We start from the raw sequence: 22,420 nt of genomic DNA, 5'->3' as shown, positions 1-22,420 counted from the left end.
ATGTACAGCGGCCGATTGCTGAGCGCTACAACCCGTGGAAGGGCGCGTGACCGGTAGTTCGAGAAGCCAAGCAGAACGCGTTATACGCACGAGAAACCTGTTATTAGTCAGTCGTATCGCGCGGACTCGGAACCGCTCTACGAGAGATATACTGCAGGTCAGTTGTTGTGATGACTCCGATAACTTCTCCGTCATTGAGAACCGGGACGTGATGGATGCCATATTCGAGCATCAGTCTCCCGGCATCCCAGAGTGACGTGTCAGCACCCACTGTGTGGACCGGCAAAGATGTGAGGCTCCCGACGAAAACATTGTCATCTGAGAAGGGAAATACGTCCAGGGATAAGAGTTCTCACCGAAGTACGGATCTTGGACTGGACACTCTACTGTGTCGTGTGGATGAACGCCCCAATATCGCTATCTGACTCCGCTTGGTACCCGTCCATTTGCGATCTTTGTAACCGGGTGGATTCTGCGGCATCGATTCCGCAGATGTCGTCTGATGTGAAACGGCAGGAGAGCGATGCTACTTCTCAGAGATCAGCGACCCAGAAACGTTTTTCACTCCTGTTGCCCTACCTTCAAGGAACAGATGGGGTTTTTCAGACGAGTCGGAAGACAGGTTGAGCAGTTCAAGCAGACGGCTACCGAGACTGCTGAGGAGAAGGCAAACTACCGGTGTGAAGCGTGTGATGCATGCTTTTATTCCCAGCACGATCAGTGCCCGGAATGTGGAGCAGAGTCCATCGTTTCAACGGCGGGAGAGGAGTGACGCTCTTGGAGGCTCCAGCGTGTACAAATAGAGGAAAAAGACACTCACTCACTTTGTTCGACCCGAAACACACGAAGTACGATACCAAACGGTTGCCGAACCGCGTCCTCCACTTGTTTCAAACGTCAGGGGGACCCACAGATGGCGATTCCGACACGGAATACGGTCGGACAGCGTCCAGTGATCCGGACGCGAGGTGAGGAGCCCTGCGAATCGAGAAGTATGGCTTCGTCAGAAGGCACCATTCGTTCTGGCGAATCAGGGGTGTCCTCTCCGTAGAACCACACAAATAGTCAAATAAATATTTGTATTCGTGTTTTTGGATGTTTGTTTGAAAATTCCTTAGGTAGAAAAACGAACACGGAAGACTTAACCATGTCGTAGATTTGTGTGTAGTTGCAATGGCAAACGGTAAGGTCGATTTCTTCAACGACACTGGCGGCTACGGTTTCATCACGACGGACGACTCTGACGACGACGTATTCTTCCACATGGAGGACGTTGGTGGTGAAGATCTGACGGAAGGGACCGAGATCGAATTCGACATCGAACAGGCCCCCAAGGGTCCCCGCGCGACGAACGTCGTTCGCGCCTAATTCAAGGTTCACGTAGTCGCCAGTTAGGCGACGCTGTGTGACTTTGTTCTATTTCCGAACCAGTATCCACCTATAGCAGTAGCTTGCGCAATGCTTCGTACGTCGGCCAATTACGGTCAATTGGTCTCGATATCAGGTTGAGACGACACGGCTATTGGCGGACTCTACTGAGGTTACGAACGGTAAACCTGAATTGAAATCTCTACAGGCGGGTCAGAGTGAGCGTCTCGGGACTTGGCCTTGAAGCGGTTCACTGACCTCACGTCATCGCTCGGGGGATGCTGACGTATCGGACTCGGTGTCGTATTGCTCATAGATGATTGTCAGCTTTCCAGGCATTGGGTCTTTCGCTGCATCTCGAAGCGTTTTGAACGCTTGAATGGTTTCACTCGAGTCTTCTGAGCCTTCCCTGACGGTTCGTACCTCTTCTCGAACAGTGTCGTATACTCGCTCAAGGATGCGCTGAGCAGCGTATGAATCCGCTTTTGAGCCAATCTCGAACGAAGCTTCGTAGCGAGCCATACTCGTAATTGGTCCGCACTGGGTTAACCATCATGACGAATGCTCCACCTGGAGCGGTGAAGGAGTACAAGTATCGTTGGGAGATCGAGAGTGGCTACAAGTCCAAGGGGTTCATGGCTGCGACGACCTCGAAAATTTCGGGCTGCGATTCTTCTACTTCACGTTTGCCTGCCTACTGTACTCGGTTTGGCGAGCCGTTGATCTGCTTGTACAGGTCGAGTTGACTGGTGAGTACGAGCACGCGCCGATGGTGACGGCCGATAACACGCTGACGCTGCTGAAGAAGGAGACAGGGATCGGATAGTGAGATGCTCAACCCGGGATCGCGTGGATTTCTGAGTGGCAACGCTATCGAGATCCGCAGAGAACCACTGATCTGGTCGTTAGCGCCACAGGAAGAAGCGATCGAGAGGTAATCTGGAGCAGTTCCCGCTCACCGATTCGCTCCAAACCGCGCATTACAGCACCGCTGCACCCACCGTAGTCTCAACTTCCTCGGAGACATTCTATATATCATTCTGTGATTTATAAACTCGTCTGAAACGCGTTCCCTCGGTACAGCCCCCGAATCGTCCGAATTCGGGGTATTCCCGGATTCTACGACCCACTCTGTTTTAGCCCACTAAACTCGAATGGATTTATGAGGGTCTGCGCCGTCCGCGAAGCCATGCACCCGTCCCGGACCGCAGCCGACGAGAACGCTGACAGCGAGGACGTCGACGGCGGTTCGGACGACGAGGGCCGGAGCGATCCGGCGATCGACAGGTATCCCTGATCGCTCGATTCGATGTACTCACGGAAGACGGCGCGGACTGCGCTCACCAGTGGGTTGAGTGGATAGACGGCCGGGGCGACGCGGACTTCGTCGCGCTCGGGAGCGACCGCGGCGCGACGGCGATGCGACACTACGCCCAGCGCCTGCGTCGCCGCGTCGACGCGGGCGGGATCGAAGCGACGACCGCACGGGCGTACTACGACTGGATCAGCGGCTTTCTCTCCTGGTGCGTCCGTGACGGCCGCCTCGGACGGAACCCGGCGCTGCGCGATTGCGCGCGCGAGGCGATCGACGAGAGCGACCGCGACGCGCTGGCGTCGGCGCGCGATCTCGCGTTCGTGTCCGTGCTCGCCTTCTCGGGGGTCCGCGGCGCAGAGATCCTCCGGGCGTCAGGCGACGCCCGCAAGGGGCGACGCGGACTCCGGTGGAAGCGCGTTGACCTCGACGCAGGCGTCCTCACCCTCTACGGCAAGGGTAAGCGGTCGGATCCGCGAAATCGGTGGGAGAAGACGCCGCTCCCCGAACAGGCGCGGCCGGCGGTTCGACGGTACAAACGACTTCCCGATCCACCCTCGGAGGAGTGGCCCGTGTTTCCGACGGGCCACGGGCCGTCGAAGTACCGCGTCGCGCGCACGGTACTCGCGCGCGACCGCGACCTTTCCCGACGACAAGATCGAAACCGTCCTCGAAAATCACGGCGTCGACGACGTTCTTCGCGAGTACGAGATCGTTCCGCCGGCGGTCACCGGAGCCAGCGGACGACGCGAGACGCGTACTCGCACATCGAGGCGGAAGAGCGAGCGCGACGGGTTACGGACATCATCGAACACAGCGTGCGGACGCGGGAGTAATCCCGTCAGTCGAAAAGCTCCTCCACACGAACGTACTCTCGCGGTTTCCCGTCGCCGCGAAACAGTCCACCCGCCGCTTCCTCGTCGCACTGTTCGTTTTTCGACGCCCTTTCCAGCGCGAGAGTCGCTTCTACCTGATCGTACTCGTCGCTGAGTCGATCGAACTCCTCGCTCAGCCGCGCGAGCTTGCGTGTGAGGATGGCGTTCTCTTCGCGGGCCTGTTCGAGATGGGCGTTCTCTTCGCGGAGGTGCGCGACCTCGGTTGTTCGACAGACTTGACCGATCTCAAGGCGTGTCGTCGATTCGGATGTCGTCTGATCATCGCCGATTTCAGTCATCTGTTCTGACCTTCACTAATGTGTGAAAGAGCGATACTTATTGTAATGGACCACCTACGGAAGTATACGGAGGGCCCACTGAGGTACTTGCGATCCATCGGGCATAAATGGTTAGAAGGTCGATGTGTCCGGTTTCCGCTTCGACCTCACGTACGCGGTGACACTCTATTTCGCCCGGATCGAGGTCCACAGTAACTATCTGACCATAAGATTGATATTCTACGCCTGATCGATATATTAACGACAATGTTTTGATATCGATTATGGTCGGATATATCTTTTGGCCGTTCTGAGTCATAGATTGAAAAAACTTATCTACAAGAGTGACGCTCGGATAGGTGAATATGTCTGAGACCCCAGAACAGAATGGGAATTCACAGTCGATTGCCCGCCGAACGTTCCTCGGTGCAGTAGGTGTGACATTTGGCGCTGGCGTTCTCTCACGAGAAGTATTAGCTGCAGACGAGTGTCAACGGGATCAAGACGGCGCGAACTCTCCGTCGGAAGGAGACTCTGACAGCGCCGCATGCGAGGTGTCGTCGGACGACTACGAGCGAATCAACGTGGTCGATGAAGGTGTTGACAACACGGGAAGTGAGTCGATCGTCGAGGATCTCGAAGCGCTTCTCGATGACAACGTTCGGCTCTATTTCCCGTCTGGAAAGTACTATATGGACGAACAGATCCGGTTCACCGATTTCGAGAACCTCTGGCTCGAAGGGGTGCCCGGAGAGACGACGATCGTCCCCGCGTCGGCCGATTCGTTCTCCGGTGAGGCGCGGTTGTTCAAACTCGGGACGTACTACGAACCGGGTGACTATCTCCAGATCGAAGGGTTCACGTTCGACTTCACCGCGTCGAACACCGGTTCTCGCGCGATCCAGGCGCAGGTGAACGAGTGTTGTTTCTACGACATCGACTTCGTAGGCGAACACGACAGCGGAACATGGGGCCCGATGGAAGTCGACATCATCGACCCGGAGGGGTCGGGCATCATCGAGCAGGTTCGAATGCCGGACGGCGGACGGTACACAAGGAACACGTCGACCGACGGTGAGCCGACTGTCAGTACGGGTCCGACGGGGATGCTGATGAGTCCGTATCACCGCGGCGAACTCCGCATTCGGAACTGCGAGGTCGGACCGTTCCCCGACAACGGCCTGTACGTCTCTGGCAACGAGGGGCGAGTTATCGTCGAAGGCGGCGAGTTCTACAACAGCAACATCGCGAACATCCGGATGGCGGGCAACGGGAGCGCGATCAGGAACGCGACGATCGTCGTCGACGAAAACCGATCCCCCGATGAGAACCAGCCCGGGATTCGCCTCGACGACGGCAACGCGATGTCGGTTAAGAACGTCGAGATCGTCCTCGACGCACCCAACGGGGACGCGATCAGGTCGACAGACGCGGTGTCTTCTGCGACGATCGAAGGGTGCTCGATCAGCATCGCCAGTGGATCGGTGAACAACGGCATCGTTCTCAGTGAGGGCACCGGCGAGATTGCCGTCGTCGACACAGACATCGAGATGGACAGCGGCGGACAGGCCATCCAGGTCCGAGACGGCAGTCAGCCTGTCGTTCTCGACGGCGTGACCGTGACGGGCGACGCGTCCGGCGCCGAGGGCGGTCGGGAGGCAATCCGAGTCGATCGCAGCGGTACCGAACTCACGAACGTGACGGTGGACCAGCCCGGCGACGATTACCGTCGCGCGGTCACCGTCACCGCCGACGACTGCACGCTGGCGGGCGGCACGTACGAATCGACCTACTACCCGATTACGAACGAAGCCAACGGGACCACGATCCGAGATCTCACCGCCCGGTCGTACGATGGCTACGAAGCTGTCCACCTCATCGGCGGCTACAGCGACGTCACGATCGTCGACAACACGCTGTACGGTGGCATCAGGGACGACGGGACGTCGAACCTGCGCGAAGAAGGCAACGAAACCCCCGAGTGAGCGCCGCGCCCCGGCGCTCGCGACCGAGACCCGTACCCTCCGGTCAACCGTCACGTATTTTGTGTCGTCCATCGCGATAGCAGGTCGCAACGCGGTATCGGGCGATCGACACCGGAACCCGGTCGAGAGCGAGGCCCGCGATAGGCGTCGGAACCGCGTCGATCCCGAAGAGTCGTCCGCCTCCTTCCTCACTCGTTGGAGTCCTCGACTGGGTCATAAACACTCATAGCTATAGAACCACTATAATGAATCGGGTACTGATAGATACATGGGAACGGCCGATTCGCAGAAGCGCGCGTTAGAACACCGCTAGAGCTACGTTTCCTGATAGGTCCCGGAATCGACCGCCAAGAACGGATAAATTGCTCAAATCGAACTCATCCGGTACCTGAACCGTAAAATTCGCATTCGAAAATATCATAGAATAAAATGTGACGTCAGACGCGGATCGAGCAAACAACTGGAGCGCATGGTCTGCGATCCTATCAGTGATCCGTGTTTCGGCGTTTCGTTCGTTCTCGCGGACACTGGAGCACATTCGAAAAACGGCGCGGCTACTCCGGAGGCTCGATCGATCACTGAAACGGACGGTTTTCGATCTCGCGTCACGCCGCCGAACCGACCCCCCATCGACGGCTTCCATCGCTGGTTCGGGGTTCGGTGAGATGACGCGTCGAGACCTGCGAGAACGAACATGTCGGTAGAGAGTGCCAATTTGATCGCCGTTGAGCCCTTATTTTCATATACGAGTGGATTGAAGTCGATTCGATGAACGACGACATGCGCGCGGTCGGGGCCGCAATGGCGGACGAGTTCGACGGCCAGGGAGACGTCGTCGCCGTCGCTCCCGGTCGCGTGAACCTGCTCGGCGGACACACCGACTACAACGAGGGATACGTATTGCCGGTCACGATCGACAGACGCGTCGTCGCCGTCGGACGCAAACGGTCAGACCGGACGATCGCCGTCCGCTCGCGCGACTACGACGAGCGCCGCTCGTTCTCGCTCGACGACGTGCAACGTGACGGCGAGGTGACCTGGATCGACTACGTGAAGGGCGTGGCGGCGCAGTTCCGAAGCGACGGCCTGCCGGGGGTCGACCTCGCCGTCGGCGGCGACGTGCCCCGCGGGGCCGGGCTGGCTTCGTCGGCGGCGTTCGAACTCGCGATCGGCGCGGCGCTCTCCGTGCTCTCCGATCGGTCGTTCTCCCCCCGCGAACTTGCGCTCCGGTGCTGGCGTGCCGAAAACGAGTTCGTCGGCGTTGAGTGCGGCATCATGGACCAGTTCGCGTCGGCGCTCGGCCGGGCAGAGAGCGCGCTGTTTCTCGACTGCCGGTCGCGGTCGTTCGAGCGCATCCCGTTCGACGCCGGGACGATCCGCGTCGTCGTGATTGACACGAACGTCACCCACGAACTCGCTGACTCGGCGTACAACCGCCGGCGAGCGGAGTGTCGCGAGGCTGCGGCGCGGTTCGACGAGTTACTCAACCGCGAAGTAACCACCCTTCGCGACGTGTCGCCCACCGAATTCGAGACACACGCAGACGACGTGTCGCCGACCCTCCGCGACCGGTGCGAGCACGTCGTCTTTGAGAACGAGCGGGTGACGACGGCAGCCGCCGCACTCGAACGGGGTGACGTCGAGCGGGTCGGCGAACTCATGTTCGAATCCCACGCATCCCTCCGGGACCGCTACGAGGTGAGCTGCCCGGAGCTCGACGCGGTCGTGGAGGCGACTCGCGGTCACGATGCGGTCGTCGGCTCGCGGATGACCGGGGCGGGGTTCGGCGGGTGCGTCGTGAGCCTCGTCCGCGACGAGGGCGTCGACGCGCTCACGGCGCACGTCGAGCGGGAGTTCGCGGATCGGTTCGACGCCGAGCCGGACGCGTACGTCTGCGACACGGCGGACGGCTGTCGGGTGCATCGCGAGTGACGAGAAGACGGCCACAGGGATGAGCTCGCCGGCGGACCGCCGGAACGGTTCAGGACGTTACAGGTCTATCTTCGTAATCGCGAGCGCTCACTGAGTGAGCGCGTGAAAAGCGGTCGGATCATTCCAGAGCTCGCCGAGCGTCGCGGCGGCCAGATACCGGGTCGGAGCGACCACCCACTCCGTCGTCGCGGGGTCGTCTGGTTCGGGGGCGACGGCGTCGAACCACCAGGCGACGTAGCGCTCGTCGTCAAGTTTCGCCGTCGGGTACATGCGCCCGTTCACTGAAACGTCGATCCGGGAATTCGATTCGACCTTCAGTCGTTCGTCGGCGTCGTCGGCAACGAGTATCTCGATCTGAATCTGTCCATCGCTCATCAGACCACCCCGCCGGGCGCGGCGCGGGCGTCGGGCGGGTCGGGCGTCGTCGCGCGTCCGTGTTCCATAACCGATAGCGCGCACCGGGTCATAATAAGGGTTAGTCAGGCGCGCGTCAGACGCATTGGTAGATACCGACTGCCTCCCCGGTGACTAATCCCCCTAGCTTTCGCTGGGATAGCGGACGTCACCTGAGATATCCAACGATATGTCTCGCTGTTTGAGCGAATTCTCATCGAAATGGGCGGGAGAATCGAAAGTGAGCCGAGAATTACGGTCCGACAGCCGCCCGGGCATAAATCACCGATCAGTTCGGTTATGAAATGGCGTCTGAGCGAATTGTACGAAGAGCATCGCGTACTCGTTCGGTTCAACGGGTTCGACATTCTGTTCGAAAAACATCCATAGTCAGTGGGGCCGGAAAGGAGATAATGGATTGGATTCAGTCGGTCGAGAATCGACGGTTATTCCCCGATCGAAATGTTCTCTAGTACGATCCCCACGTCGTCGATGGTCAGGGTGATCCGACAGATCTCGTACGTCTGGTCCTGGTAGGTGACCGTGAGCCCACGGAGCGTGAACGACGCGTCGTCGATCGTGTACCGCTTCTCGTCGATCGACTTGCTCGGGAGATCGGATCCCGAAACGTGGACGTCCGACACGGTGAGCGTCGTGTCGGAGATGGAGATGTCCTGACTGCCAATCTCTTTGACGTCCGTCTCGGCGTTACCGCTCGCTGCGACCGCGGCGGTCGAACCGACACCGAGGAACAACAGGCCGATTATGACTACCACTGTAAACCTTCTCATGGATGTTGACACCAACGAGTCTCATAGTAGCGCTCGACAGTAATAAATATAGGGCACACACTCGCGATAGGTCGGAGGACGCGCGATGGAAAGTGCGCGGAGCGCGGTCGGGACCGACAATACTCGAGAAATGGTATGTCGAAGTGTAATAATGAGTGCACGTACTGAACGTCGTCGCCGACGATCATCGGCGCTCGAATATCTAGATCCCGGACGGTGATATCACGTGACGATCACGAACGTTCGTTACTTTATTTCCATATTGTACCCAAAGGAATTTAAGCGCGAGCGGGGAACCTACGGATGGATCTGTGCAAGGGAAATGGATCAATCCGGTCAGGGAGTTGCTCGCGGGGATCGGCCGCCTGCTGGTTCGGCTGAACCTCATCGACGAGCGGCGCGTCACGCACACGACGGACCTCGCGTGGCCACGCATCGTCACCGGTCTCGCGCGCATGTCGAAGTCGGCGGTCGACATCGCGATGGTCGGGCTGGCGGTCGGTCCAGCGGCAATCGCGGGCGTCGGATTCGCGACGCCCTTTTGGGGGTTGGCGTTCGCGCTCGGTGGCGGGGTCGCCGACGGCGCGATCGGCCTCATCTCCCAGCGCTACAGCGCGAACCGCCACGATGAACTCGACGCGACGGTGAAGGCGAGCGCTGCCCTCGCCGCGGCGGTGACGCTCCCGGTCGCCGCGCTCTTTTGGTTCCTCTCGGAGCCGTTGGTCGCGCTCGTCGGCTCCGGCGGCGACGCGGTCACCCACGGGGCGACGTACCTCCGGATCGTGAGCCTCGGCATTCCGTTCGCCGCGTTGAATCTGGTCGGGAGCCGGACACTCGTCGGGGCGGACGACGCTCGGATCCCGATGCTCCTGCGCGCCGGCGGCGCGGTCGCCAACGTCAGCATCAACGCAGTTCTCGTCTTCGGACTCGGACTTGGCGTCGTCGGCGCTGCCGTCGGAACCGTCCTCGCGAACGTGGTCGTGACCGCGGGGTTCGCGCTGGGTCTCGTCAGGGGCGTTCTCCCGCTCGTCGGTCGCTTTCCGGTCACCGTCGATCCGTCGAACCTGCGCGTCGACCGTTCGGCGGTCCGCGGGATCGTCGACATCGGGACGCCGCTCGTCCTGACGAACCTGGCCCGGACGCTCGGGCAATTTCCCCTGCTGGCGATTGTCGGACTCTTCGGGCCAAACGTCGTGGCTGCCTTCGTCATCGCCCTCCGCGTCCGAGCGCTCATGGACACGCCGGGGTGGGGATTCAGCCTCGCGTCGAGCAGCCTCGTCGGGCAGGCGCTGGGGAAGGGCGCGGAGTGGAAGGCGGAGGGGTACGCGCGCGATGTCCTCCGCTTTTCGATCGTCGTCTACCTCATCGTGGCGCTCGTCGTGGCCGCCTTCTCCGAGCCGATCGGCCGGTCGTTCGTCGACGACCCGACCGTCCTGCCGCTCGTGGACGGCTTCATCTACGCGGCGTGCGCGAGCGTCGTCTTCTACGGCGTCATCGGCGGGGCGACGGGGCCGCTTCGCGCGAGCGGGGACACCCGCTGGCCGCTGTACGGGCAGGTGCTCGGCTTCTACGTCTTCGCACTCCCCATTGCGTACCTCGGGGTCGCGACGTCGCTCGGCGTCGCGGCGCTCTCCCTCGCGCTCGTCGCCGAGACGCTCGTCCCGGCGCTCGTGACGTACTATCGGTTCGACCGCGGCCGGTGGAAGGCGATCAGCCGGTCGTACCGGCCCGACGTCGCCGACGACTGATCGGGCCGGGAGCGCGGCCGTCGAGGCGTCAGACGCTCTCGGCCGCGTCGTCCGCAGGAGTCGCGCCCCTGCTCGACGGGATCGTCCCCTCTTCTTCAGCCGAGCGCGCGGTGAGTTCGTTGTAGGCGGTCGCGAGCACCGCCGTGGAGAAGACGGTCGCGATGGCGCTGCCGATCTGGGCGAACACGAGTCCGACGCCCGCGCCGGCGAGATTCCCGACGCCGAAGACCACGTTCAGCGCCAGCGTGACGAGAAGGACCGCCACCCCGAGGAGGACGAGGTCGAGGCGGTACCCGCGGGTGAGCGCCCAGCTGCTGCGGAATCCTCGGACAAAGTTCTGATCCTCGACGGCGACGTAGACGCTCCAGAACGCCAGCGTCACGAGCAGGAAGATGCCCGGGAGGATCAGGGCGACGAAGCCCAGCGCGACGACGATGCCGAAGACGATCGCGCCCACGATGAAATTGAGTGTTGCCCACCCGACGTTACGGGTGAAGTACTCCCGAGGCAACCGCTCCGTCTCGTCGCTCACGAACACGCGGATCGCGGCGATGCTCACGACGATCGTCGCCACCCCGATGGCGAGCGAGAGGAGGCCGGCGAGCCCCACGGCCAAGAGAATCGCGGGGTCCGATTGAGGGGCGGCCGTGCCGCCCCCCTGTTCCGCCGCCCACCGCGCGATCCCGAACCCCAGGAGGCCGTTGACCGCCGACAGGACGAAGACGATCCCCATCAGGAACAGTCCGTTTCGCTCGACGCTCCGGCTCGCACCGGTCTTCAGGACGTCAGTTACGTTCATTCGCATAACGATGCCTATAGGATGGGAAACGTGATAAATTAGACAGGTTCGTTCGCCGTCGTCGGACTGTCCGAACAAACTGACCGGCCGGCGCCCGCTTTATGACGACGCCCCACCGATCTATCGTCATGATCGGCCCCCACGGAACGCTCCCCGGAACAACCCGCACCGGCGAGGTCTCGCTCCACGTGAACGATCTCGATCTGACGACCGCGTTCTACCGGGACGTGATCGGACTGGCCGTGCGGCGGCGCGAAGGCGACCGAACCGTTCTCGGGGCCGGCGACGAATCGTTGCTCGAACTGTGCGCGGATTCGGACGCACCAGAGCGCAAGCGGAACGAGACGGGACTCTTTCACACCGCGTTCCTCGTCCCTTCCCGGGCTGCGCTGGGGGACGCGCTCGAACGCATCGAGGCGCGCTGGCGGCTCGACGGCGCGTCGGACCACCGCGTGAGCGAGGCGCTCTACCTCGCAGATCCTGAGGACAACGGCGTCGAAGTGTACCGCGATCGGCCGCGGGACGTGTGGCCGAGTGCGGACGACGGGGCCGTCCGAATGGACACGCTCCCGCTCGACCTCGACCAGATCCGCGATCTGGGGCGCGGCGAACCGACCGCCCCGAACAGCACGACGGTCGGGCACGTCCACCTCGAAGTCTCGTCGCTTTCGGCCTCGCGCGCGTTCTACGTCGACGCGCTTGGGATGCACGTTCGCCAACTGTACGGCGACGCCGCGCTGTTCGTCGCCGCGGGGGACTACCACCACCACGTCGGGCTGAACGTGTGGAACGGCCGAACCGCGCCGCCGACGGGTCGAGGACTTCGGCGGTTCGAACTCGTCGTCCCCGACCACGACGCGCTCGAAGCCGCACAGGCGCGCCTCGACGGACGGGGGATTTCTGACGCGGTCGCCGACGAGGGGATGGACGTCTCCGATCCCGACGGAATCGGGCTCCGCCTGCGGGTCGCGGGGGAGTAGTCGGGTCCGCAGCCCGCCGCGGGTTCGAAAGCGCCCGCTCATCCGATCTTTCGAACGTCGACGCGAAGAACGTCCCCCTCAGCGAACGAGTTTTCGACCGCGCGCGCGACTTCCTCGCCAAGGTCGTGCGCGTCGCGTTCGCTCGTGAGCGTTCGGACGATGCGAAACCCATCTGGCTCATGGGTCACCGTGGCCACCCCCAGTCGACGGCGCGACCCTCGCCGGAACGCTGAGACGACGCCGGCGATCCTGGCGAGTTGGCCGAAGCGATCCATTTCGCCCGCGACGATCGGAAAGGCACGTCCGTCACGTCGTCGACGGGGGATAGTTCCGCATCAGACTCTGGGGCGGGGGGAGGTCGAAGCGTCCAGCGTCTCATGTCATAACGTTAGCAGTGCATCCTAATAGGTGGCGTGAGCGCCTTGATGCCTGACTTCCGTCGGACGATAAACTGCCATCTTTTTTACAGTCGGCGAATGAGAGAACATGCCGGCGCATCAGATATCGACTGTCGGACATATACTCCGAGAGAAAATATTTCGTTATAGACGAAGTGGAATGATGGAACGTCTTTCTCGGATCGGAAGCTGAACCGGTCGAACCCCGACCTCCGGACAGGGTGAAGAGCGTCAAGTGCGAGGTGAACACCGAAGCTCGACTCATCGGCTGCCACGGAAACCGGGTAGTCATTAATTATTTGACGAGAATTCATACTGTGAGAACACGTAGTATCCCGTCGACCATGGAAATCAACTGGCGAGCAATCGGATATGGGTTCCTCACCACGCTGATCATCGGGTCCTGAGCGGTTCGACCGTCCCTCTCACGGACCTCATGCTTCCCATCGTGGGAGCGGGACTGACCGGCGTCGTCGCCGGCTACGTCGACGGCAGGAAGATGACGAGCGGAGCCGTGCATGGTGCGCTGGCGACGATCATCGGCGTGCTGGTCGTGGGCGCAGTCCTCGTGCTGCTCGGAACGCTCGTGTCAGGGATCCTCGGACTCGGGCTCGCGGCGCTCTTCGCGGTTCTCCTCGTGGAGTATGCGATCCCCGGCGCCGTCGGCGGCGCGCTTGGCAGCACCATCAAGAATAGCACCGCCGCGAGCCGCGCGAGACCGGCCGCGAAGTAGCTTCGCTCGCGCGTATCAAACCGGGGGTGAACCTGATGCATTATACGAATTATCCGTATAATACGAACAGTTCGTATTACTCCCAAGCGGGGCCGAGCTCGCCGAGGGAGAACTCGTGGGGCCACCCGTCGAACTGCCGAGCGGCGCTCTCTGTGGGATCTTCGTCCCAGGGCCAGCATTCGAGCCGACACCGTCGGTTTTCGTGATCGACTCGGACCACGCCGTACCCCTCTCGTTTCAGGCGTCGGTCCCGAATCGTCCGGCCGCTCCCCGCTCGTCGCCCGCGGTAGGCGTCGAGCGCGACTTTCGGGTTCGCGGCTGCGAGGACTCGCACCTCGTTTCCAAACGCGTCGGTGAAGTCCACTGGGTCCGCGTCGCCGAGATCGTCCCCTCGTCCGTCCGGTTCGAACCAGCGCTGGTACAGCGACGCGCTCGCCGGGCCGCTGAATTCGAGGACGCCGGCCGGGTGTCCGTCGACGCGGTGGCGGACGAGCGTCGCGAGGTGGCGATCACCGGAGAGAACCAGCGCGCCCGCGTCCCGGAAGCGTCGGATCGCGTCGTCGCGCCCCGCTGGTGGATAGCCGTTCGAGTCGCGGTCCGTCGCCGGCGACCCGTCCGCCGTCGTCTCGACGCACGCGTAGAGACACTGGCTGAGACAGATCGGCACCGCGTCGTCGTCGAGGCCGTTGGTCCACTCGTGGAGGAACCGCTTCTGCCGTCGTCCGAGCAGCGCGTCTCGCTCCTCGTCCCGCTCCTCGCCCCGCGCCGACTCGCCCGCTCGCGGACTCGATTTGAACTTCCGATCTTCGAGAAGGGCGAAGTCGACCCCGCCGTAGCGAAACGACGAGTAGTAGACATCGATCCCGCGCTCGACCGGCGTGGGGTCGTACGGAGCCGGATCGTGGGCGCACTGCGTCCGCTGGACGAGATTGACGAACGCGGCGGTGCCGACGTATCCGCCCGCCCGGGAGACGTTTCGCGGCGCGTTCTCGCCACGTTCGCCCCACAGGTTCTGTTGGTAGACGTCGTGGTCGTCGACGAGAACGACGGTTGGCGTGTCTCGGGTCAGCGGTCGAAACGCCCAGACCCAGAGGTACCACTTGTACAGGTAATCGAGCGTCGGATTCTCGCGGCCTTCGATTCTGGTCGGGTTGTTCTGGTAGAGCTGATCGCCGGCGAACACGAGCAGGTCGGGGCGCTGTCTGCGAGCGTTTCCGACGAGTTCCGGATACGGGAAGTAGAGGTTCTCCTGCGTGTACCGGCCCAACCGTTCGTGCGACGCCGTCCCCAGGTCGAACCGTCCGGCCTCTAGCCCCCGCGCCGTCGGTGCGGTACAGCTGAACAGCCCGACGGTGAACTCGCCCTCGTTCGCCGGATCTCGCTGGACCCGCCCATGATAGGCGACCGGACCGGCGGTTCGCGAGCGGTAGACGACGCGGTAGTCCCACGCGCGCGTCGAGTCCCAGTCGTCGAGGGTGAACAGGGCTGTGTATCCGGGTTCGAGATCGGCCGTCGGGCCGCGTCGCCACCGATCGGTCGACCCGGCCGGTCGATAGTCGAGACGGAGGATCCGGACGTCGCCCTCGTCGACGGGCAGGAGTTGCGCCGAGAGGCGGAGCGAGTTCCCGTCCACGGTGTACAGAGTCCCGGCGATCGGGCCGAAGGTCCGGTCCGGGAAGGACGCGACCTTCTCGCCCCCCGTTCGGAGATCCCGGAACCACCAGCGAGCGCCGGGCTTTCGGGGCGGCGGCGACGAGACGAGGGCGATCCCGCCCGTCAGCTCCGCCTCCGGGACGTCGCAGCGGACCGCCGCGCCGAGAAGTTCGCCGGTCGGCTCGTCTCGAACCGTCAGCCGAACCTCGAATCGACCGTCCAGCTGGGGGAGGAGATCGAGAGCGAGGTCGAGACGGTCGTCGGCCGCCGGACGGATCGGACCGCCGGACGGGTACCGCACTCGCGCGGGGAGCGCTTTGAATTCGAGCGGTTCCGATTCGCTCGTGTGCTCGCGAAACCAGAGTCGTCCGCTCCGGTCGAACGTACACAGGAATCCGCCACCCTCACCGGATCCGTGCTGCGCCAGTGCTGCCGCGCGGTAGTCCAGATCAGGCCCTCCGACGCCGACGAGAAATCCGCAGAATCCGCCGCGCTCTGCCTCGCCCGCGAGCCCGGTCGTAACGCGGAGGTGTCCCGGCAGCCGCCCGGCCACGATCGTTCGGGTCAGCACGCTCACCGTCCGAATCTCGTAGCCCGCATCGCCGCGAAGGCACTCGATCCTGCCGGCGCGCAACCGCCAATCCTGCAAGCGGTTGCTCCAGAAGTGCGGTCCGATCCATGCGCGGGTGACGCCGTCCGGAAGCGCCGAGACGGGAGTCAGATGGGACTCGCGAACGCGCCGCCACGGGATCAGTCCCTTCGACGCGCGGGTGTGTCCGGCGACGGCCGACGCGCCGGCACTCACCGCGATTACCCGCTTCAGAACCTTCCGACGACTGGGCTGTCCACCCCGCCTCCGTGGGGTGGACCCCCCACGGGTTTCTCCATCCATCTCAGCTAACACGGTGGGTCGCGGGACGGGATAAATTATTGGGCAACTGTCAGTTTCGGCGGGGATATCAGCGTACTAGACGGACGACGCGATCGTGGCGCGGTCGGTCCTTTCCCCCTCCGAGGGGGTTCTGAGACACGATGCGCGTCGAGACGGTGTCGAAGCGCGACCGATGAAAGGCTACAACGGGTTCCGTGCCGAACATAGAGGTCCATGAAGGACATTGAACGTCTCAAACGGCGCGTCCAGCTGATCGAACAGAAAGTCACCGGCAACGAGCCGGAGAACCTCGAAGCGCCGCCTTCGTTGGCGACGCGGGTGCGGCGATTAGAGCGGGACGTCCACGGGATAGACGATCGAGAAGGGTTGGAAACGCACGTCGAAGAGTTACGAGCGGAGCTGGACGCCGTCCAGCGACGACTCGATGAGATCGAAGAGTAACCGGGACGGAACGAGCGCGCCGACACGTTAATGACTTTAGTCGTGGACCGCAGAGGTACGAGCTATGAGGGAGGGAACCGACGACCGGGAACTCCCGGTTCGAACGCGGTTGAAAATCCTCCGTTCGAACGTCGAGACGCTCTCGTCGATCGCGACGGCGGTAGCGGAGCACACCGATCCGCCCCGCGCGCGACACTACGCAGACGCGGCCGACGCCTTCCGCGACGAAGCGCTCGCGATCGACGACGCGCTCCAGTCGGGGACCGAAGCGGAACAGGAGGAGGCCTTCCGCCTCGCCATCGACAACCTCGTCGAATTCAAATCGTCGCTCCCGCCGTCGGTCGTCAGAGAACTCGACGAGAGGGCGATCGGCCGGCTCGACACCTTCCGCTGACGCAAGTCGTACCTTCGGACGACGCCTCGCACCCTCTCTCAATCGAACTCGACAGTAACATCTATGGGTACTGGAAGCACACCACGTGGTATGGTCGAAGAACGGACCCGCTGTTCGCGGTGTCGACGCGAACTCGCTGACGGAGAGCCGCACGTCTGGCTTCGTATCGAGAGCGCGGACCTCGGTTACGAGCCGCTCGATCGGCTGGAACTCCTCTGCAAACCGTGTTACAGATCGTATCAGGAATTTCTCAGCCCCCAAACGGCTTGAATCCGCACGATCGCACGAGACGGCTGATCGGCGGCGAATCGGCCGGCTTCGGGCACGTCGCTCGGCGGGGTTCATAGGGCAAGCAACGATTAACTAAACGTGGGCGTCCGCAACGTCTATCCGGTACGCGCCCGCCGGCGATCGACGGCGGGGAGTCGTCCCGGGCTCCCGCGCGGCGAGCGTAGCAGTCGGAGCACGACACATGTCACACGAGAACGCACCGCGGAACGGCACGCTGTCGAAACGATACGAAGGGCAGTCAGCGAGGGACGACGGAGAGCGGCCGGCCGGGGCGAACGACGAACCGTCGCGGGAACCGAAGCTGTTCGATCCGCTCCTCGACGAACAGCCGATCTTCGCACAGAAGGAGGTGCTCCGCCCGTCCTACACGCCGTCACGGCTCCCGCACCGGTCGGCTCAGATCAACTCGATCGCGACGGTGTTGGTCTCAGCGCTCCGCGGCGAGACGCCATCCAACATACTAGTGTACGGAAAGACCGGGACCGGAAAGACGGCGAGCGCGCGGTACGTCAGTGGGGAACTCCAGAAGACGGCGACGGACGAGGAGGCGTCCTGCGAGGTCGAGTACGTCAACTGCGAGGTCGTCGACACGCGGTATCGAGTTCTTGCCCGGCTCGCGAACGCGTTCATCGAGGACAATCGCCGCCGGATCGGTGAGCGAATCGATGCGCTCGAGGAGGTGTGCGAACGGGCGAATCGATCCCCGGAGACGGTCAGCGACGCCGGCTTCGAGTCGATCGCGGACGTGGACGCCCGGATCGCGGAGCTAAAACGGGAGCGGGAGGGGATCGAGCGAGTTCCGATGACCGGGTGGCCGACGGATCGGGTCTACCGGGAGTTCTTTGAGGCGATCGACCGGTTCCGCCGGGTGGCCGTCGTCATCCTGGACGAGATCGACAAACTCGTCGAGAAAAGCGGCGACGACACGCTGTACAACCTCTCCCGGATGAACGCAGACCTGCGTCGCTCCTGCGTGTCCATCATTGGGATATCGAATGATCTGACGTTCACGGACTTTCTCGACCCGCGGGTGAAGTCGAGCCTCGGCGAGGAGGAGATCGTGTTCCCGCCGTACGACGCGGCTCAGCTGCGGGACATCCTCGACCAGCGCGCAGCGGTCGCGTTCGAGTCCGATGTCGTCGCGGACGGGGTCGTGCCGCTCTGTGCGGCACTCGCCGCCCAGGAGCACGGAGACGCCCGCCGGGCGCTGGATCTCCTTCGGGCGGCGGGCGAGTTGGCCGAGCGGTCGGCGGAAAAGGGCGTGACGCAGGAGCACGTGCGGCGGGCGCAGGAGAAAGTCGAGTTCGATCGGATCGACGAGATCGTGAGAACGCTCCCGACGCAGTCGAAGCTCGTCCTACTCGCCGTCATCGAGCTGGAGCGGCGGGGAGGCCGAACGGCGAGTACCGGCGCGGTGTTCAACGCGTACGAGGTGCTCTGCGGCTCGATCGGCGCAAACGTGCTGACCCAGCGCCGGGTCACCGATCTGATCGGAGAACTCGACGCGCTCGGAATCGTTAACGCGATCGTCGTCAGCAAGGGTCGGTACGGCAGGACGAAAGAGATCAGCCTCTCGGTCCCTCGCAGCGAGACGCGCACGATTCTCGAAGCCGACGCCGGGATCGAACCCGCGACGCTCGAGTAGACGTTCCGACGAGCGGACCGTATTTGTGGCTCGCGCCCGTAGAAGACGACGCCATGAGCGACCGCACTCTCGTCCCGATGGACGCGTCAGAACCGTCCCGCGAAGCCCTCGAATACGCGCTCGCGACGCACCCCGAAAGCGAGATCACGGTCATCCACGTTCTCGACCCGTCCGAGGTTCACGGGTACGGGGCGATGGAGGGAACCACGCTGAGCAACTTCGACGAGATTCGAAGAGAACAGGAAGCGAAAGCCGAGGAGGTGTTCGCCACAGCGCGCGAACTGGCCACGGAGCGCGGGGTGAAGGTGACGACCGCTTCGGAAACCGGCTCGCCGGCCCGGGCGATCGTCGGCTACGCCGAGAACAACGACGTCGATCGAGTCGTCATCGGGAGCCACGGGCGATCTGGCGCGAGTCGCATCCTGCTGGGGAGCGTCGCCGAAAAGGTCGCCCGCCGTTCGCCCGTTCCGGTCACCATCGTCCGGTAGCGCGATCCTGAAAGCGACCGTGCGCGCGACGCGAGTCGCGGCGGATCGTCCGAGCGGGCGTTCACACCTCGTCCGGGAGCCACCAGAGGACGAGCCGATCGCCGATTTCGAGACGCTCCACGCGTCCGTCGTCGCGCAGTCGCCGAAGGCGGCGAGCCGTCGCGTCGTAAGTGAGGTCGAGTTCGATCGCGAGATATCGCGTGTTCACCGTCGGAAACGGCGCGGCGCGAAGCGCGTTCAGGACGTCCTCGTCGGCAACTCGCTCGCTCGATCTTCGCCGTTCCCGTCGCTCGTTTTCGTCCCTAGTCATAACGCACACCTCCTTCGCGAACGCCTCGGATCATAAGAACGCGCTGAAACCAGTTAAGCGGTTCCCCGCTGGGCGGCGTCTCGGCGGACGTCAGACGGGCGTGCATCTCGAAGACGAACGGTTCGGTCGCGTTGGATTGTTCGGAGAAAGACACGAGTCCGAAGAACGGTGAGTCCAAAAACTTACGTTTGGAACGACGACACGGCGCCGACGCACTCGTTCGAGACCGCAGCAGGTATCCACGAACGTGATCGGACGCGGGTCGATCGTCCGAACCGACGGGAGTCCTCGGAATCTTAACGGTAAAAAACAGTTCTAATACGGAAGACAAAGCCGGATATGATTCCAGATCTAGTAATTTTCCCGGACGCTTGTCGAAACATAACGAAAAGCTTTTAACCACTGCGGTTCGACTGATTCCTGTCCGAGGATAGGTGGGAAAAATCCGACGAACGTCGCGGAGATAAAAGAAATCAGAGGCACCCCCATTCCGGGCACCCCCGACTCCCTCTCCCCCTTCGAACCGACGAATCAGCGAGTCGAGCGCGTGTCCGCGCGTTCGTGAGAGAGAACCGCGTTCCGCATCCGTTCTACCAACCGCTCCGGCTCCGCGTCGGTCGCCGGCCTGTGTATCGCGCCGCGGAGCGCTTCGAGCGCAGCCTCGAACTCGGCGAGGGAGTCGGACGGACGAGCGTCCTGAAAGACGGTGTGCGCCTCAGCCGCGTACGCGAGAGCGCGCTCGTCGTCGTCGTGCGCGAGCGATTCGGCGGCGGCGTCGAGGTTCGCGTAAGCGACGCGGTAGTCGAGTGCCATCCCTCTGAAGAGGAGCGTGAGAGAGAATTAACATTCGGGCCGATCGAACGCCGCGAGCCAGACGGTCGACGGCTCGACGAGCGTCGCCCGACGGCCGATCAGTCCATCACCGCCGGGAACGTTCCAAAAACACCTCGGTATCCGAATACTCGTTCTTCACCGGAAGTGAGAAAAACACGCCGCATGTGTCGTTCCGATCGGGACCCGATAATGGAACATCACCTGGAATATATCGGAGATACGATCGGATAACCCACATTTTAGGAGGGGAGTCGCGAGCAATAGTTGATTTTCGAGAAGGGCCTCGAGACGCGTGCGGTGAGCATTCGTATTATTATCAGTGGGATGGAATTATTTTTACCAGATGTGTAGTGAATCCGGTTTTCCGCCCCAATCAGGAATCAGATACATGTTCGAGGTCGACGAAGAAGGGATGATGAACGCACGAATGAAATCGGCGCTCGCGGGAATCGGTGCCCTCGCCGCGGCGTGGGTAGGGTGGGGGCTGTACGTCGCGTACGGGACGAAGCGTGTGCCGTACACGACGGTCGACGAGTTCGACGGCATCGAGATTCGGCGGTATCCGGAGCTCGTCGCCGCGCGGACGACGGCTCCCGACTCGAACGAGGCGTTCCGCCGCCTGTACGGGTACATCACTGGGAGGAACCTCTCGGCCGAGGAGATCGAAATGACAGCTCCGGTGGCGACGCGCGGCGAGAAGATCGAGATGACCGCTCCGGTCGCATCGCGGCGCGCGGGCGACGCCGTCGAGATGGCGTTCTACCTGCCCTCAGAGTACACCTTCGAGACCGCGCCGCGGGCGTCCGAGGCCGACGTCACTCTCGACCGCGAAGAGCCTCGAACGCTCGCCGTGCGCTCGTTTTCGTGGTACGCGACCGAGGCACGCGTCGCGCGGAACGAGCGGAGGCTGCTGAAGGTGCTCTCCGAGCATGGCGTCGAACCGGGCGGGACGCCGTTCGTCATGCAGTACAACGACCCGTGGACGCCGCCGTTCCTGCGGCGGAACGAGGTTGCCGTCGAAATAGGATAGGCAAGCCGGCGATAGTGCCGTCTCGTGTTCGCATTCGCTCCGCTCGTTCTCGCTATTCCCGGCGGGCGCGATAGTCAGGGAGCGTGTCGTCCTGCATGACCGCGGACCGGCCGCCGTCGACGAGGAGCGTCGTACCGGTGACGAACGCCGCGTCGTCGCTCGCGAGGAACGCGACCGCGCCGGCGACGTCCTGGAGGACGCCCAATCGGCCGAGCGGATGGATCGCTTCGAGGTCCGCCCGCTCGTCCTCGGGCACGCCGGCCGTCGTTCGGTCGACGTCGACCCGGCCCGGATTAATCGAGTTGACGCGGACGGTCGGGCCGAAGTCGAGCGCCATCGCGCGGGTCATCCCGTCGATGCCCGCCTTCACCGCGTTGTAGGGGAAGTGCGACGGTATCGTAAGGCGCGCGTGGTTCGACGAGACGTTCACGATCGCGCCCTCTTCGACGTGCTTCGCGGCGTGTTTCGCACAGAGCCAGTACGAGCGGAAGTTGGTCTCGACGACGAACTCCCAGTCGTCGAGCGTCGCCTCAGCGGCCCCGGTTTCGGTCTGGGCGCCCGCGTTGCTGACGAGCACGTCCAGCCTCCCGTGGGCGGCGACGGTCTCCTCGACGAGCGCCTCGACGTCCTCGGGGGAGCGCACGTCCGCCCGCACGAAGACGGCGTCGCCGCCGTCGTCGCGGATGGACGCCGCGACCGCCTCCCCCGCGTCCGCGCTCCGACCCGTGACGACGACCGCCGCGCCCTCCGCGGCGAGCCGTCAGCCGATCCCTTCGCCGATGCCGCGCGTCGAGCCGGTCACGAGCGCGACCGATCCCGAGAAACGCCACGGGGTGTTCGCGTCCGTCAT

23 protein-coding genes and 2 pseudogenes are annotated in these 22,420 nt (G+C 63.0%); 14 read left to right on the top strand and 11 right to left on the bottom strand.

Features of this window, described 5'->3' with window-relative positions; all coding sequences use genetic code 11:
* Positions 1 to 103: 103 nt before the first annotated feature.
* A complete protein-coding gene (locus C3L37_RS15290) occupies positions 104 to 340 on the bottom strand; it encodes a CBS domain-containing protein (RefSeq protein ID WP_129115594.1) in 237 nt (78 codons plus the stop codon).
* 833 nt (positions 341 to 1,173) lie between these two features.
* Between C3L37_RS15290 and C3L37_RS15280 the strand changes: the two genes are divergently transcribed.
* Entirely contained in the window at positions 1,174 to 1,368 is a 195-nt protein-coding gene (locus C3L37_RS15280) for a cold-shock protein (protein WP_129115465.1), read from the top strand.
* Positions 1,369 to 1,632: 264 nt separating this feature from the next.
* Here the strand turns inward: C3L37_RS15280 and C3L37_RS15275 are convergent, their stop codons facing one another.
* Entirely contained in the window at positions 1,633 to 1,890 is a 258-nt protein-coding gene (locus C3L37_RS15275; protein WP_129115464.1) for a hypothetical protein, read from the bottom strand.
* A 32-nt stretch (positions 1,891 to 1,922) separates the two neighbouring features.
* Between C3L37_RS15275 and C3L37_RS15270 the strand changes: the two are divergent.
* Both C3L37_RS15270 and C3L37_RS15265 read left to right on the top strand, forming a co-directional pair.
* Positions 1,923 to 2,194 (top strand): annotated as a pseudogene (locus C3L37_RS15270) (transposase); the annotation flags it as partial.
* A 593-nt stretch (positions 2,195 to 2,787) separates the two neighbouring features.
* Positions 2,788 to 3,516, top strand: coding sequence for a hypothetical protein (locus tag C3L37_RS15265; RefSeq protein WP_129115463.1), 729 nt, complete (start codon positions 2,788 to 2,790; stop codon positions 3,514 to 3,516).
* Positions 3,517 to 3,521: 5 nt separating this feature from the next.
* Here the strand turns inward: C3L37_RS15265 and C3L37_RS15260 are convergent, their stop codons facing one another.
* Entirely contained in the window at positions 3,522 to 3,854 is a 333-nt protein-coding gene (locus C3L37_RS15260) for a hypothetical protein (protein WP_129115462.1), read from the bottom strand.
* Positions 3,855 to 4,387: 533 nt separating this feature from the next.
* Between C3L37_RS15260 and C3L37_RS15255 the strand changes: the two genes are divergently transcribed.
* Together C3L37_RS15255 and galK are read left to right on the top strand one after the other, a co-directional pair.
* Complete coding sequence (locus tag C3L37_RS15255) at positions 4,388 to 5,818, top strand: right-handed parallel beta-helix repeat-containing protein (RefSeq protein ID WP_129115461.1); 1,431 nt, start codon at positions 4,388 to 4,390, stop codon at positions 5,816 to 5,818.
* Positions 5,819 to 6,586: 768 nt separating this feature from the next.
* On the top strand, positions 6,587 to 7,750 hold the full coding sequence (gene galK / locus C3L37_RS15250) for a galactokinase (RefSeq protein WP_129115460.1): 1,164 nt from the start codon (positions 6,587 to 6,589) through the stop codon (positions 7,748 to 7,750).
* Positions 7,751 to 7,837: 87 nt separating this feature from the next.
* On the opposite strand, the gene C3L37_RS15245 is transcribed toward galK, so the two are convergent.
* Both C3L37_RS15245 and C3L37_RS15240 read right to left on the bottom strand, forming a co-directional pair.
* Positions 7,838 to 8,125: a hypothetical protein gene (locus C3L37_RS15245; protein ID WP_129115459.1), complete on the bottom strand. Its 288-nt coding sequence runs from the start codon at positions 8,123 to 8,125 to the stop codon at positions 7,838 to 7,840.
* Positions 8,126 to 8,589: 464 nt separating this feature from the next.
* The gene (locus C3L37_RS15240) at positions 8,590 to 8,919 is read right to left on the bottom strand and encodes a hypothetical protein (protein ID WP_129115458.1); all 330 of its coding nucleotides are present in this window, start codon (positions 8,917 to 8,919) and stop codon (positions 8,590 to 8,592) included.
* A 326-nt stretch (positions 8,920 to 9,245) separates the two neighbouring features.
* On the opposite strand from C3L37_RS15240, the gene C3L37_RS15235 reads away from it, so the two are divergent.
* Positions 9,246 to 10,682, top strand: coding sequence for an MATE family efflux transporter (locus tag C3L37_RS15235; RefSeq protein WP_228546263.1), 1,437 nt, complete (start codon positions 9,246 to 9,248; stop codon positions 10,680 to 10,682).
* Positions 10,683 to 10,710: 28 nt separating this feature from the next.
* On the opposite strand, the gene C3L37_RS15230 is transcribed toward C3L37_RS15235, so the two are convergent.
* Positions 10,711 to 11,481: a hypothetical protein gene (locus tag C3L37_RS15230; protein WP_228546262.1), complete on the bottom strand. Its 771-nt coding sequence runs from the start codon at positions 11,479 to 11,481 to the stop codon at positions 10,711 to 10,713.
* Positions 11,482 to 11,609: 128 nt separating this feature from the next.
* Between C3L37_RS15230 and C3L37_RS15225 the strand changes: the two genes are divergently transcribed.
* Positions 11,610 to 12,461: a VOC family protein gene (locus tag C3L37_RS15225; RefSeq protein ID WP_129115457.1), complete on the top strand. Its 852-nt coding sequence runs from the start codon at positions 11,610 to 11,612 to the stop codon at positions 12,459 to 12,461.
* Between the two features lie 38 nt (positions 12,462 to 12,499).
* On the opposite strand, the gene C3L37_RS15220 is transcribed toward C3L37_RS15225, so the two are convergent.
* Complete coding sequence (locus C3L37_RS15220) at positions 12,500 to 12,736, bottom strand: hypothetical protein (protein ID WP_129115456.1); 237 nt, start codon at positions 12,734 to 12,736, stop codon at positions 12,500 to 12,502.
* 559 nt (positions 12,737 to 13,295) lie between these two features.
* On the opposite strand from C3L37_RS15220, the gene C3L37_RS15215 reads away from it, so the two are divergent.
* On the top strand, positions 13,296 to 13,592 hold the full coding sequence (locus C3L37_RS15215) for a DUF5518 domain-containing protein (RefSeq protein ID WP_228546261.1): 297 nt from the start codon (positions 13,296 to 13,298) through the stop codon (positions 13,590 to 13,592).
* A 76-nt stretch (positions 13,593 to 13,668) separates the two neighbouring features.
* Here the strand turns inward: C3L37_RS15215 and C3L37_RS15210 are convergent, their stop codons facing one another.
* Entirely contained in the window at positions 13,669 to 16,050 is a 2,382-nt protein-coding gene (locus C3L37_RS15210; protein WP_164974764.1) for an alkaline phosphatase D family protein, read from the bottom strand.
* Positions 16,051 to 16,350: 300 nt separating this feature from the next.
* On the opposite strand from C3L37_RS15210, the gene C3L37_RS15205 reads away from it, so the two are divergent.
* From C3L37_RS15205 to C3L37_RS15185, 5 genes are all read left to right on the top strand, one after another.
* The gene (locus tag C3L37_RS15205) at positions 16,351 to 16,578 is read left to right on the top strand and encodes a hypothetical protein (RefSeq protein ID WP_129115453.1); all 228 of its coding nucleotides are present in this window, start codon (positions 16,351 to 16,353) and stop codon (positions 16,576 to 16,578) included.
* A gap of 64 nt (positions 16,579 to 16,642) precedes the next feature.
* Complete coding sequence (locus C3L37_RS15200; protein WP_129115452.1) at positions 16,643 to 16,972, top strand: hypothetical protein; 330 nt, start codon at positions 16,643 to 16,645, stop codon at positions 16,970 to 16,972.
* Between the two features lie 90 nt (positions 16,973 to 17,062).
* A complete protein-coding gene (locus C3L37_RS15195) occupies positions 17,063 to 17,242 on the top strand; it encodes a hypothetical protein (RefSeq protein WP_129115451.1) in 180 nt (59 codons plus the stop codon).
* Between the two features lie 202 nt (positions 17,243 to 17,444).
* Positions 17,445 to 18,908, top strand: a complete 1,464-nt coding sequence (locus C3L37_RS15190) for a Cdc6/Cdc18 family protein (protein WP_129115450.1) — start codon at positions 17,445 to 17,447, stop codon at positions 18,906 to 18,908.
* A 53-nt stretch (positions 18,909 to 18,961) separates the two neighbouring features.
* Entirely contained in the window at positions 18,962 to 19,396 is a 435-nt protein-coding gene (locus tag C3L37_RS15185; RefSeq protein WP_129115449.1) for a universal stress protein, read from the top strand.
* A gap of 61 nt (positions 19,397 to 19,457) precedes the next feature.
* Here C3L37_RS15185 and C3L37_RS15180 read toward each other — a convergent pair whose 3' ends face one another.
* Both C3L37_RS15180 and C3L37_RS15175 read right to left on the bottom strand, forming a co-directional pair.
* Positions 19,458 to 19,706 (bottom strand): hypothetical protein, encoded by a 249-nt coding sequence (locus tag C3L37_RS15180; protein ID WP_129115448.1) that lies wholly within the window; start codon positions 19,704 to 19,706, stop codon positions 19,458 to 19,460.
* A gap of 531 nt (positions 19,707 to 20,237) precedes the next feature.
* Positions 20,238 to 20,519: a hypothetical protein gene (locus C3L37_RS15175; RefSeq protein ID WP_129115447.1), complete on the bottom strand. Its 282-nt coding sequence runs from the start codon at positions 20,517 to 20,519 to the stop codon at positions 20,238 to 20,240.
* Between the two features lie 409 nt (positions 20,520 to 20,928).
* Here C3L37_RS15175 and C3L37_RS15170 point away from each other — a divergent pair, with 409 nt between their 5' ends.
* A complete protein-coding gene (locus tag C3L37_RS15170) occupies positions 20,929 to 21,570 on the top strand; it encodes an SOUL family heme-binding protein (RefSeq protein WP_228546260.1) in 642 nt (213 codons plus the stop codon).
* Positions 21,571 to 21,622: 52 nt separating this feature from the next.
* On the opposite strand, the pseudogene C3L37_RS15165 reads toward C3L37_RS15170, so the two are convergent.
* Positions 21,623 to 22,420 (bottom strand): annotated as a pseudogene (locus C3L37_RS15165) (SDR family NAD(P)-dependent oxidoreductase).

The sequence above is a fragment of the Halegenticoccus tardaugens genome (assembly GCF_004116405.1).
Taxonomy (GTDB): domain Archaea; phylum Halobacteriota; class Halobacteria; order Halobacteriales; family Haloferacaceae; genus Halegenticoccus; species Halegenticoccus tardaugens.
Note: the sequence above shows the minus strand (reverse complement) of the source record. Positions and strands in the feature narration are given on the sequence as shown.